Source organism: Paeniglutamicibacter psychrophenolicus (genome assembly GCF_030812255.1).
GTDB classification, from domain to species: domain Bacteria; phylum Actinomycetota; class Actinomycetes; order Actinomycetales; family Micrococcaceae; genus Paeniglutamicibacter; species Paeniglutamicibacter psychrophenolicus_A.
Map to the genome: position 1 here is coordinate 1 of NZ_JAUSSH010000007.1, position 11,794 is coordinate 11,794.

Below are 11,794 nucleotides of genomic sequence, written 5' to 3' on the forward strand. Positions count from 1 at the left end.
TCCGGCGATGTCTCGAATCTCTTCGCTGGGGGGCGCTCGGTGTTTGGCGTGGGGGGGGGCGGCGTGTCCCCCCCCACCGCCCCCACCACTGTGGGGGGGGGGGCCCCCCCCCCCCCCCCCCCCCCCCCCACCCCCATTTTGCTGCTACCCGAACCGGTTAGCCGAACTTCTTCCGGTGTGCCAGGATGCTGGCGACATAGTTCTTGGTGTCCGCGTACATGCCGTTGCGCTTCACTCCGGTGGCGCCCTGGTAGTAGTAGGCGATGCCCAGCTCGACCGACGGCGCCGAGCGCTGGTGCGCGCGGATGATCGCGATCCCGGCGGTGACGTTGTCCTGCGGCTTGAGCAGGTCGAGCTTGCGCCCCACCAGCCCCGAGGCCCATTCCCCGGCCGAGGGGATGACCTGCATGACGCCCACGGCGTTCGCTGGGGAGACCGCGTTCATCCGGAAGCCGGACTCCTGGAAGGCATGGGCCTGGGCCAGGGAGGGATCGACGCCCATCTGGCGGGCGGTGCTGGCCACCATGGCCTGCATGGCCGCGGGGGAGGGCAGGTTGCGGGAGAGCAGCTCGCGCTTGTTGTCGTTTGCCGAACCCACCACGTCGCTCTTGTAGGTGCGGCCCAGGAACGTGTTGCCCACCAGCGGCTTCGAGCTGGTCGGGTTCACGTCCGAGGAGGACTTCGGCGCGGAGGTGCCGTTGCCGTTGACCTTCAGCGTCCGCCCGATCTGCAGCACGGTGGAGTAGGTCACCGACGGGTTCAGGCGCAGGATGGTGTTCAGCGGCGTCCCGGTCTTCATCGCAATGTGTCCCAGGGTGTCGCCGGAAACCACGGTGTAGCTGGAGCCGCCGGATGGGGCCTTGGGTGCTGCCGATGCCATGGGGGACGACGGCGCGGACGGTGCGCTCGGGGCGCCGCTGATCTTCAGCTTGTCGCCCGGGCGGATGATGTCGCCGTTGGACAGGTTGTTCAGCTTCATGAAGGCGGAGACCGACATGTTGTGCCGGATGGCGATCATCGAGGGGGAGTCGCCGGACTTCACGGTGTAGGTTCCGGACGCGGAGGCGCTGTTGCCCTTGGGCGCGGACTTGGACGGGGACGATGAGCCCTTGGATCCGAAGTGCAGCACCTGGCCGACGTAGATGGTGTCCCTGACGGGGTTGCCAGCGGCGCTGCGCACCTCGTCCAGGGAAACGCCAAGCTTCTTGGCGATCGCGCCCATGACATCGCCGTTGACGACCTTGTAGGTCTGTGCCGGTTTGGCGGAGGTGCCTGCGTTGTTCGTGGAGGCCTTGGGCGATGCGGCGCGTGCGTCGCTGCCGCCCAGGCGCAGCACGTCTCCGGGCTTGATCAGGTCGGAGGAAAGCTTGTTGATCTTCTTGAGCTCGGAAACCGAGACCCCGGTGCGCACGGAGATGTGCGAGAGCGTGTCGTTCTTCTTGACGGTGACGGTTCCGCTCTTCTTGGCCAGGGGGATCACCGAGCCGGGAACGTGGGAGGCCACCAGGTGGGCGCTGATTCGTGCCTCGGCTGCCTTGACCATGGCGGGGGTGGCGGCCTTGGGCGTCAGGGCATCACGGGTGGGCAGCGGTGCTGCCTCGGCCGGGAGTGCGAGGGAACCAAGGACAACTGCAGGGATTGCGACCGTGGCCACGGCGCTGCCAATGGCTCTGACGCGATTGTTATGTGCAAGGGACATGGAGCGATCCTTTGGGTTGGGGCAAGGACGAATCGTTCGGTCGCAAAAGAACGCACATGGGTTGTGGCCCATGTGCGTGTTGTGACTCATGGTGCAGGTGTGACTAATGTGAATTTACACCACGGATTGGAATTTGTGAAAGATCCCACCAAGAAATCGTTCATATGGCTCCTGAACCATCCAAGGATGTGGCACGCTGGAATGGTGAGCAATCTTGAGAACCTAGTGGCCGACTGGCTGCCCCTGCCCGACCTTGCCGAAGCGCTGGACGTTTCCATCAAAAGGGTCCATAGCCTGATCGACGAACGCGCCATCATTGCCGTGCGCGTGGGCAAGCGAAACATCCGCAGCGTACCCGCCGCCTTCGTGATGGACGGGGGCATTGTGGATAGCCTCAAGGGCACGATCTCGGTGCTCGTTGACTCCGGCTACGAGGACGAGGAGCTGCTGGTGTGGCTCTTCACCCCCGAAGAGTCCCTGAACGGCACGCCCATGGATGCGTTGCGAGCCGGACGCAAGACCGAGATCCGCCGCCGCGCCCAGGCGTTGAGCTGGTAGCAGGCACCGTGTTGCACCTGCCCGGTGCATAGCCCCGAACCCAAGCAAGAAGCGACGGCCCCCATCCGGATGATCCGGGATGGGGGCCGTCGCTTTTCTCGTTCCTGCCTGCTCCTACGAGGTCCGGCGGATTGCCGCCAGGCCCAGGGTGCGCAGCCCGTGCCGTGCCAGCGGGGTGACGGTGAGCCGGTCCAGGGCGGCCAGGCCCTGCTCGGAGAGCTCGGCGATGGAAGCCTCGGTGGCCGCCAGCGCCCCGCACGACTCCAGCAACGCACTCATGCGGGTGACCTCGTCCTCGCGCAGGTCATCGGCACCCAAGCGCGACTGGATGAATTCCTGGTCGGTCGGCGGGGCAAGGGTCAGGGCATGCGCGATGATCTCGGTGCGCTTGCCCTCGCGCAGGTCGTCGCCGGCCGGCTTGCCGGTGATCGCCGGATCGCCAAAGACGCCCAGGACGTCGTCGCGCAGCTGGAAGGCCTCGCCCAGCGGCAGGGCAAACCGGGAATACTGTTCCAGCAGGTCTGAGGAGGCCCCCGCCAGCGCGCCGCCGAGCAGCGTGGGATTTTCCACGGAGTACTTGGCCGACTTGTAGCGCACGATGGTGCGGGCGCGCTTGACCGCCTCGGCCGGCCCGTAGGCCGGCCCTGCGGACTCCTCCAGGACGTCGAGGTACTGTCCGGCCATCACCTGCGCGCGCATGCGGTCAAAGATGGTGCGGGCCTCGGGCACCAGTGGCTGGATGGTGGCGAAGAGCTGCTCGCTCAGCGAAAGGCAAAGGTCCCCGGCGAGGATCGAGGCGGCCTCGCCAAAGCGCGGGGCGTCCCTGTGCCAGCCCGAGGCGCGGTGCAGCGACTCGAAGCGTCGGTGCATGCTGGGCTGGCCTCGTCGGGTGTCGGAGCGGTCGATGAGGTCGTCATGGATCAGGGCGGCGGCCTGGAAGAGCTCCAGTGCGGCTCCGGCCTGCACGATGTCGGTGGTCCGGGCATCGCCGCCGGCCCCCAGGTACCCCCAGAAGGCGAACAGCGGACGCAGGCGTTTGCCGCCGCGTGTCAGCTCGTCGATCGCGGTGACGATTTCCGCCGCCGCCGGGGCGATGTCGGAGATGGCTTCATGTTGTTCTGCAAGGAATTCCGACAGCAAGGTCTCGAGCCGTTCCGAGAAGTCTGCGGAAAGGTCCCGTGCCTTTTCGGGGTCGGAGGTGTCCGCAGCATAAAGTGTCATGAGTCCCATCCATAGGTTGCGCAACGTGGTGTTTCCTTAACTCTAGCCGTGCAGTTGCCGCCAGCTGGATTGTCGGAGTCGTTGGCTAGACTTCAGTGCATGGCCCAAGGCAAGGTGCGCGCGATATTGCATGTCGACATGGATGCCTTTTTCGTGTCCGTCGAGTTGCTCACGCGCCCCGAGCTGGCGGGGAAACAAGTGATCGTGGGTCATCCGGGGGAACGCTCCGTGGTGCTCTCGGCGTCCTATGAATGCAGGGCACTGGGAGTGAAATCGGCCATGCCGATGGCCGTGGCCATGAGGATGGCCCCGCACGCGGTGGTGATTCCGCCGACGCAGGGGCTGTATTCCGCATATTCCGCCAGGATCATGGAAATCTTCCACCAGATCACGCCGCTGGTGGAACAGCTCAGCGTGGACGAGGCATTCCTGGACGTGACCGGAAGCATCCGGCGACTGGGACCTCCAGAGGCGATCGGCGAGATGATTCGCGCACGGCTGCGCACCGAGCTGGGGTTGCCCGCAAGCGTGGGCATTGCCGCCTCGAAGTTCGTGGCCAAGGTTGCCTCCACCCGCGCCAAGCCCGATGGCATGTTGGTGATCCGCCCCGAGCAGACGCTGGCCTACCTGCACACACTGCCGGTGGGTGCGCTGTGGGGAGTGGGGGCCAAAACCGCATTGGTGCTGCGGGAAATGGGGATCACCACGGTGGCCCAGCTGGCCCAAACACCGCAGAACACACTTAGCCGCCGGCTGGGAGCGACCGGAATCCACCTGTACAACCTGGCCTGGGGGCGCGACGACCGGTCCGTGGAGACCGAGCGCGAGGAAAAGAGCATCGGCGCCGAGGAGACATTCGCCATCGACATCTGGGATGACGAAGCATTGCGCCGCGAAATACTCCACCTCGGCCATCGCGTGGCCACGCGGCTGCGCGAGGCCGAAAAGGTGGCGGGCGTCGTGGCCCTGAAGCTGCGCTACAGCGATTTTTCCACGCTCTCGCGCAGCCGGACCCTGCCGTATCCCAGCAACGCGGCCGGCGACCTGGTCGCTGCCGCGGAGGGACTTTTTGAAAAGCTTGGCCAGCGGCCCCAAGCCGTGCGACTTGTGGGTATCCGGGCGGAGAAGCTGGCTGACGCCGGCGGCGGGATGCAATTGAGCATCGATCCGCGAGACGACAACTGGCGGCAAACCGAGGCAACGATGGATTTGATCCGTTCCCGGTTCCCGGCCGGGGCGCTTCGCCCGGCTTCCCTGCTCGAACGTGGGCAAAAAGAGAAAAAACCGGACCAGCCTTCTTGACGCATTCGCCCTGAGTCTGCTGCGAGTTGAATCCTGACTACCTTATTAGCAAGATTCGGGACTATTCTGGAAGTAGAAGTTAGCTAGCCGTATCGGCCGGGAACATTGCCAAGGCGTATTACGTTCAAGTAGGTAAAGGCGAGAGCCGGGACCGTGAAGTGAAGGGGAAGAGACGATGCCACTTTCCGAGCATGAGCAACGTCTTCTGGAGCAGCTGGAAAAGCAGCTACATGAAGACCATCGCTTCGCATCGACGATGAAATCCGCGTCGACGGCGGGGAACTACTCAACGCGCAATCTTGCCTTGGGTGCTTTGATCGGCATCGTTGGGCTTGGGGTGCTGATCTATGGAGTTTCAAGCCAGTTGATCATCGTGGGCGTGCTGGGATTCATCATCATGTTTGGCGGCGTGTACCTGGCCCTTTCGCGCAAGGGCGGCTCCAAGAAGGGCGGCGTGCCCGGTGCGGGCAAGAATCCCCAGAAATCGGGATTCATGAGCGACCTCGAAAACAGGTGGGAACAGCGCAAGCGTGACGAGCACGGTTCCTCGTAAGCCACCTTTGACCGGCGGCCCGGAGACCTGACACTCCGCCTCCGCTTACTCCAGCCAAGGCTCCGCAGCATGTGCGGGGCCTTTGCCTTTTTAAGGACCGCCGCCCTCCGCCTGGAGGCATGCGGCCCCATGCCGTCTGGACGGGCCGCTGGCGCTCGCCACGGTCGGCCGCCGGCAGACAAGGCCAACACCGCAGCTGGCGCGCGACACGGCGACGCGCCGAGTATGCCCAATCGCCGTAAATTTTATTCCGGCGGTGGATCCCGCACGCCCGCGCGCGCTGCCCGAATCCCTCCACTTGCCCCCACCGCAGCGGGCGGCTTCCCTGCCATTTCCTCATCCAGGTTCTAAAGATCCTTGTGAATCAGGGAATTTCCAGAATCCCCAATGTGCGCCCCGCCACATCCCGCTTTCTGGGAGTTTGGTCTGAATCCAAATCCCTCCACTTCGCCCCCACGCCGGAATGCCGCGGAAAATCAACACTTTTCGTTCTCTTTTCATCTCAAAATGCCGAAATGGTCGTTGACAGTGGAGGCTTGTGGAGTAAAGTGGAGCGAAATAGAGGGGAATGGGGCAAGTTGCTTCTTTCAACCGGGAGGCGGTCTGTGTGTTCCTAGGAACTTATACACCGCGCCTGGATGAGAAGGGGCGATTAATCCTCCCGGCGAAATATCGTGACGAATTAGCCAATGGTTTAGTTCTGACTCGTGGCCAGGAGCGCTGCATCTACGTCTTTAGCCAACGTGAATTCGAGAAGCAGCATGAGCAAATGAGGCAAGCTCCGATCTCCTCACGCCAGGCCAGGGACTATGCGCGTGTTTTCCTCTCCGGCGCTTCGGATGAATTACCGGACAAGCAGGGGCGGGTCACCATTCCGTCCATGCTTCGTTCATATGCGGGGCTGGACCGTGAGGTCACAGTGATCGGCGCGGGCAACCGGGTCGAGATTTGGGATTCCACAGCGTGGAATGCCTACCTCGAAGAACAGGAGAATTCGTTCTCCGAAACGGATGACGAAGTACTTCCGGGATTCTAGGCACCACATGGTGACTGGAAACCGGCCAGTGGCTTGGACGAGATCTCCAGCCGCCCGTGCCACGCACATCCTGGCTCCACTTCCCCGGAGCCAGGCTGGGCAGCAGCGGGTCGGAGGGGGATCTGGTCTCAGCCAACAGATGAGGCACAATGCCCACGCGAAAGGGGGAGCGGTGAATATCGACGGCAACGCAGAGCGACCCGCCTCGGAACGCCACGTTCCAGTACTGCTCGATCGATGCGTAGGGCTTTTGGCACCTGGCATCGAAGCCGGAATCGCCGCACGGGGCCGTGCCGTGGTCGTTGACTGCACCCTGGGGATGGGCGGCCACTCGGAAGCCTTGCTCCGGCGCTTCCCGGATGTCCACCTCATCGGTCTTGACCGCGACGAGCAAGCCCTGGCCCTCGCCGGTGCCCGGTTGGAACCCTACGCAAACCGCACGGACCTTGTTCATGCGATCTACGACGAAATCGCCGATGTCGTCGAGGACCTTGGATTCGACGGAATCGACGGGGTGCTCTTCGACCTCGGGGTTTCCTCCCTGCAGCTCGATGAACGCGATCGCGGTTTCGCCTACTCCTATGACGCCCCGCTTGACATGCGCATGGACACCTCGCGCGGACCCACCGCGGCCGACATCGTCAACGAGTACAGCGAAACCGAACTTGTGCGCATCATCCGTGCCTGGGGCGAAGAGAAATTCGCCGGACGCATCGCCTCGGCAATCGTCGAGGCGCGCAAGGCCAAGCCCTTCAGCACCACCGAGGAACTGGTGACGGCCATCCGGTCGGTCGTCCCCGCCGCAGCCGCACGCACCGGCGGCCACCCGGCCAAGCGGACCTTCCAGGCGCTTCGCATCGAAGTGAACGAGGAACTGGACGTGCTTGATCGGGCCATTCCCGCGGCCATGGGCGCCCTGCATGTCGGGGGACGGGTGGTGGTGATGAGCTACCACTCGCTGGAAGACAAGATCACCAAGCGGCACTTCGCCGCCGGATCCAAATCATCGGCCCCGGCGGGTTTTCCCGTGGAGCTTGAAGAACACAAGGCGCAATTCAAGGTCCTCACCCGAGGAACCGAGAAGCCAACCGACCAAGAAATCGCCGAAAACTCACGAGCAGCCTCAGCGAAGCTGCGAGCCGTGGAACGCATCCTGAAGAGGAACTGAGTATGAGCAACCGGACACCGCACCGCGTACGTTCTCGCGTCATCGAGCTACCCGCAACACAGGGTGCCAACGCGCTCAGCCAGGCCCCACAGCCCATACCGGCCTCCCGCCCGGAGGAATCAACCGCCAAGCGCCGCACCACCCTCTCGGTGGTGCCGGCGCTGGGGGCCAAGCGACGGGTTCCATTCATCGTCTCCATCTTCGTCCTGGTCATAGCCTCGGTCGTGGCGGTGCTGCTGATCAACGTGTACATCGCCAACGGCCAGTACACCGCGGTGGACCTGCGCGGACAGGAACGCGCGCTGTCCCAGGAAAACGAGGCCCTGCGCCAGGAAGCGCTGTACCTGGGATCCCCCCAGGTGGTTGCCAAGAAGGCTGCCGACCTGGGCATGGTCAAGCCCGGCGCACCCGCGGCCATCAACCTGGACACCGGCAAGGTGGCCGGGACCGCCACGGCCGCCGAAAAGCCCAGCGCCGAGAACCGGGCCAAGAGCGGGATCCTGAAGGCCCCGGCCAAGCCCGGAACCACGACGGAGGCCAAGGGCAAGACCGCGGCCAAGGACACGGAGACCGACGCCCCGGTGGCCGCCGTGGTGCCGCCGAAGTCCACAGCGGCCCGGACGCCGGTTCCGGCCGACGGCTCGCGCCCCGACTTCTCCCCGGCACAACTCAATGGCGGGACGATCCCCGCACCAAGCCTGAAGACCCCGGGGCAGTAGCACCCCCGGAACCGGGGCCGCACCAGGCCCCCGATACGCACCACCACGCCCACCCGGTATGAGCTGAGGACCGAATGCCACCAAAATCCCCAACCACCGGAACGACCCACCTGCGCCTGCGCATGGTGGTGGCGATCTCCCTGGTGCTGTTGCTGATCACCGGCGGACGGCTGTTCTTCGTCCAGTCGCTCAATGCCAAGGCCGTGGCCGCCGAAGCGGTGGACAATCGAACCCGCTTCCAGGAAACACAACCCAGGCGTGGCCAGATCCTGGATTCCAAGGGCACAATCCTGGCCACCAGCGTCGATCGCTACGACCTGGTCATCGACCAGCGGAAGGTTGATGCCGACAAGCCCATCGTGCGCAAGAAGCTCTCCGGTGGAACCACCCGGGAATCGGTGAGCATCGAGCAGGCCGTGGGCGAGCTTGCACAGCTCATCGACCAGGACATCGACACGGTGCGCACCGCGATCGTGGGCGATCCCGGGGCGAAGAAGAACGCCTACTCCGTTGTGGCCAAGGGAGTGACCCCCGAGGTCCGCAACTCGGTCATGGAACTGCGCATCCCCACGCTGACCGGACAGCTGCGCAGCGAACGCCAGTACCCCAACGGGGTGGTGGCCGGGCCCCTGCTCGGCTTCGTGATGAACACCGACGACCAGCAATCGCTCAAGGGCGCCGAGGGCCTGGAAATGAGCCAGGACAAGCGCCTGACCGGCACCCCCGGAACGCGGACCTACGAGGTCGGAGCCGACGGCGTGCGGATCCCCGTCGCCGAGACCACAGAGGTCCCCGCGGTCGACGGGCAGGACGTGAAACTGACCCTGGACGCGGACATCAACTTCATCGCCCAGGAAGAGGCGTTGAAGAAGCAGAAGCAGTTCAACGCCGAATGGGTCTCGGTGATCGTCGAGGAAGTCAAGACCGGACGGCTGATCGCCATCGGCGACTCCAACCAGCTTGACCCCAACGACCCCAGCGCCACCGAGGCAACGTTCCGCCGCTCGGCCTCCATCACCCAGGCCTTCGAACCGGGATCCACCGGCAAGGTCCCGACCTTCGCCGCGGCCCTCGAGGAGGGCGTGGTCAAGCCCACCGACGCCTTCAAGGTCCCCAACGCGTACACCATCAACAAGGAAACCATCAACGACTCGTTGAAGCACTCCACCTACGACATGACCGTCGCGGGCATCTTCGCCCGCTCCTACAACACCGGCACGGTCATGATCGGCAACAAGATGAGCAACGAGACCCGCTACAAGTACATGAAGAAGTTCGGCCTCGGCAAGGCCATCGACATCGGCCTGTCCGGGGCCAGCCAGGGCATCCTGGCCAAGCCGCAGGACTGGGAGCGGCGCCAGCAGTACGCGACCATGTTCGGCCAGGCCTACACCCAGACCGCGCTGCACACCGCGCAGATCACCCAGGCCATCGCCAACGGCGGGGTGCGCATCGATCCCACGCTGATCGATTCCTACGTCAACCCCGACGGCACCATCGAGAAGCCCGCGGCACCCAAGTCCGAGCGCGTGGTTTCCGCGAAGACCTCCAAGGAGATGCTGCGCTTGATGGAGACTGTGGTCCTGGAGGGAACGGGTACTAAGATGGCTGTGTCCGGTTACCGCGTCGGCGGCAAGTCGGGCACCGGCCAGGCCGCCGGGCCAAACGGCGGCTACGACGGCTACACCAACTCGTTCGCCGGGGTCGCCCCGCTGGACGACCCGCAGATCGCCGTCGTGGTCACCATGTACCGCCCCAAGGGAGACTGGAAGTCCTGGTCCGTGGGCGACACCTTCAGCGAAGTCATGGGCAAGACCCTGAACGCCTACAACGTTCCGCCGAGCAATTCGAAGCCCAACGGGTACGACGTGTTCATCGGATCCGAACAAAAGAAATCCTGGTAATGCCTGAAGCCCTCACACCCCGCGCGGCGGAAGCGCTGCTGCGCCCGCTGAAACAACGGACCACCACCCTGCGAGCCATGCTCGAATACCTGCACGAAACCGGGCGGGGTGCGAACATCATCGGCAACGGCGAGGCGCAGGTCACCGGCATCTGCCTGGACTCCCGCGCCGTGCTGCCCGGGGACCTCTATGTCGCCGCGCCGGGGGCCCGCTTCCACGGCGCGCAATTTGCCGCCGCCGCCGCACAGGCCGGTGCCGCCGCGATCCTCACCGACATCGAGGGCGAGGCCGCCGCCTCGGCGCTGGGCCTGCCGGTGCTGCTGGCCGGCGATGTGCGCGAGGTCGTCGGGGAACTGGCCGCCCTCATCTACGGGACCGACGAGGACTGCCCCGAGCTGTTCGGGCTGACCGGAACCAACGGGAAGACCACCACCAGCTACATGATCCGCTCGGTGCTCGGCGCCCTGGGCCGGGAAACCGGCCTGGTGGGCACCATCGAGATCTCCGCCGGGCAGACCCCGATCCCCAGCATCCTCACCACCCCCGAGGCCCCGCAGCTGCACGGCCTGATGGCCCGCATGCGGGAACTGGGCGTCACCTCCGCCACCATGGAGGTGTCCTCCCACTCCCTGTCCTACCGGCGGGTCGACGGCCTGCGCTTCGCGGTCTCCGGCTTCACCAACCTCACCCAGGACCACCTGGACCTGCACGGCAGCATGCAGGAATACTTTGCGACCAAGGCCGAGCTCTTCGACCTGGAACGCAGCGACCGCGCCGTGATCACCGTCGACGACGACTGGGGACGTGCCATGGCAGCCCAGGCCACGGCCGAGGTCTGGACCCTGGCCACTACCGGCACCGGAACGGACGCTGACTGGGCCGTGGCCAACGTGCTCCCGGCCGGCCTTGGGCACCGCTTCGAGCTGCATGGCCCCGGGGAGCAGGTGCTCACCGCGGTCACCGGCCTGCCGGGGGACTTCAACGTCTCCAACGCCGCCCTGGCCGTGGTGATGGTCCTGGCCTCCGGGGTTGAACCGGGGCGGCTGCAGGCAGCCCTGGATGCCGCCAACCCGCTGACCGTCCAGGTGCCCGGCCGGATGCAGGTCATCGCAGAATCCCCGGCCGCCATCGTCGACTTCGCCCACAACCCCGACGCCCTGGCCCGGGCCCTGGGTTCGGTGCGCTCCGCCGAACCGGGTTCCAGGGTCATCGTGGTCTTCGGGGCCACCGGCGAACGCGACGCGACCAAGCGCCCGGTCATGGGCGCCGTGGCCGCCAGACACGCAGACGTGGTCATTGTCACTGACGACGACCCGCACTCCGAGGACCCCTCCGGGATCCGGGAAGCGGTCGCCGCCGGCGCGCGGGCCGAAATCCTCGCCAAAGGGCTCGGAACCGAGGTCCACGAGATCCACCCGCGGGCGGCCGCAATTGCCGCCGCGGCGGCGATGGCGGGGGAACACGACACCATCCTGGTCGCCGGGCGCGGCCACGAGGTCTTCCAGGAAGTCATGGGCGTGAACCTGGAACTCGACGACCGGCAGGAGCTGCGCCGGGCATTGCTCGCCAACGGCTTCCAGCCCCTGGAACCGGCTTCCGGTTCCATCGATCCCGCGGATGAAGGGTAAAGTCCT

Annotated in this window: 10 protein-coding genes; 8 read left to right on the top strand and 2 right to left on the bottom strand. The window is 65.3% G+C overall.

What is annotated here, in order from left to right:
* Nucleotides 1-157 precede the first annotated feature (157 nt).
* Nucleotides 158-1,699, bottom strand: a complete 1,542-nt coding sequence (locus tag J2T21_RS11055; RefSeq protein WP_307581407.1) for a LysM peptidoglycan-binding domain-containing protein — start codon at nucleotides 1,697-1,699, stop codon at nucleotides 158-160.
* A 201-nt stretch (nucleotides 1,700-1,900) separates the two neighbouring features.
* Between J2T21_RS11055 and J2T21_RS11060 the strand changes: the two genes are divergently transcribed.
* A complete protein-coding gene (locus tag J2T21_RS11060; protein WP_307581409.1) occupies nucleotides 1,901-2,257 on the top strand; it encodes an Rv2175c family DNA-binding protein in 357 nt (118 codons plus the stop codon).
* A 114-nt stretch (nucleotides 2,258-2,371) separates the two neighbouring features.
* On the opposite strand, the gene J2T21_RS11065 is transcribed toward J2T21_RS11060, so the two are convergent.
* Nucleotides 2,372-3,478 (bottom strand): polyprenyl synthetase family protein, encoded by a 1,107-nt coding sequence (locus tag J2T21_RS11065; RefSeq protein ID WP_307581412.1) that lies wholly within the window; start codon nucleotides 3,476-3,478, stop codon nucleotides 2,372-2,374.
* Between the two features lie 99 nt (nucleotides 3,479-3,577).
* Between J2T21_RS11065 and dinB the strand changes: the two genes are divergently transcribed.
* The 7 genes from dinB (at nucleotide 3,578) to J2T21_RS11100 (ending at nucleotide 11,788) form a co-directional block, all read left to right on the top strand.
* A complete protein-coding gene (gene dinB, locus J2T21_RS11070; RefSeq protein ID WP_307581414.1) occupies nucleotides 3,578-4,780 on the top strand; it encodes a DNA polymerase IV in 1,203 nt (400 codons plus the stop codon).
* 175 nt (nucleotides 4,781-4,955) lie between these two features.
* The gene (locus tag J2T21_RS11075) at nucleotides 4,956-5,333 is read left to right on the top strand and encodes a DUF3040 domain-containing protein (RefSeq protein ID WP_307581416.1); all 378 of its coding nucleotides are present in this window, start codon (nucleotides 4,956-4,958) and stop codon (nucleotides 5,331-5,333) included.
* 607 nt (nucleotides 5,334-5,940) lie between these two features.
* The gene (gene mraZ, locus J2T21_RS11080; RefSeq protein WP_307581607.1) at nucleotides 5,941-6,369 is read left to right on the top strand and encodes a division/cell wall cluster transcriptional repressor MraZ; all 429 of its coding nucleotides are present in this window, start codon (nucleotides 5,941-5,943) and stop codon (nucleotides 6,367-6,369) included.
* A 139-nt stretch (nucleotides 6,370-6,508) separates the two neighbouring features.
* Nucleotides 6,509-7,537 (top strand): 16S rRNA (cytosine(1402)-N(4))-methyltransferase RsmH, encoded by a 1,029-nt coding sequence (rsmH, locus tag J2T21_RS11085; RefSeq protein ID WP_307581418.1) that lies wholly within the window; start codon nucleotides 6,509-6,511, stop codon nucleotides 7,535-7,537.
* Nucleotides 7,538-7,539: 2 nt separating this feature from the next.
* Nucleotides 7,540-8,256: a hypothetical protein gene (locus J2T21_RS11090; protein ID WP_307581420.1), complete on the top strand. Its 717-nt coding sequence runs from the start codon at nucleotides 7,540-7,542 to the stop codon at nucleotides 8,254-8,256.
* Nucleotides 8,257-8,330: 74 nt separating this feature from the next.
* On the top strand, nucleotides 8,331-10,160 hold the full coding sequence (locus tag J2T21_RS11095) for a peptidoglycan D,D-transpeptidase FtsI family protein (protein WP_307581422.1): 1,830 nt from the start codon (nucleotides 8,331-8,333) through the stop codon (nucleotides 10,158-10,160).
* Entirely contained in the window at nucleotides 10,160-11,788 is a 1,629-nt protein-coding gene (locus J2T21_RS11100) for a UDP-N-acetylmuramoyl-L-alanyl-D-glutamate--2,6-diaminopimelate ligase (protein ID WP_307581424.1), read from the top strand. Before J2T21_RS11095 ends, J2T21_RS11100 begins: the two co-directional genes overlap by 1 nt.
* The last annotated feature ends 6 nt before the right edge of the window (nucleotides 11,789-11,794 follow it).

What these genes read in the sequence shown, in the direction of transcription:
- J2T21_RS11090 (WP_307581420.1), top strand. Translation starts at nt 7,540, where the DNA reads ATGAGCAACCGGACACCGCACCGCGTACGTTCTCGCGTCATCGAGCTA.
- J2T21_RS11095 (WP_307581422.1), top strand. Translation starts at nt 8,331, where the DNA reads ATGCCACCAAAATCCCCAACCACCGGAACGACCCACCTGCGCCTGCGC.
- J2T21_RS11075 (WP_307581416.1), top strand. Translation starts at nt 4,956, where the DNA reads ATGCCACTTTCCGAGCATGAGCAACGTCTTCTGGAGCAGCTGGAAAAG.
- J2T21_RS11060 (WP_307581409.1), top strand. Translation starts at nt 1,901, where the DNA reads ATGGTGAGCAATCTTGAGAACCTAGTGGCCGACTGGCTGCCCCTGCCC.
- J2T21_RS11100 (WP_307581424.1), top strand. Translation starts at nt 10,160, where the DNA reads ATGCCTGAAGCCCTCACACCCCGCGCGGCGGAAGCGCTGCTGCGCCCG.
- J2T21_RS11065 (WP_307581412.1), bottom strand. Translation starts at nt 3,478, where the DNA reads ATGACACTTTATGCTGCGGACACCTCCGACCCCGAAAAGGCACGGGAC.
- J2T21_RS11055 (WP_307581407.1), bottom strand. Translation starts at nt 1,699, where the DNA reads ATGTCCCTTGCACATAACAATCGCGTCAGAGCCATTGGCAGCGCCGTG.
- rsmH (WP_307581418.1), top strand. Translation starts at nt 6,509, where the DNA reads ATGAGGCACAATGCCCACGCGAAAGGGGGAGCGGTGAATATCGACGGC.
- dinB (WP_307581414.1), top strand. Translation starts at nt 3,578, where the DNA reads ATGGCCCAAGGCAAGGTGCGCGCGATATTGCATGTCGACATGGATGCC.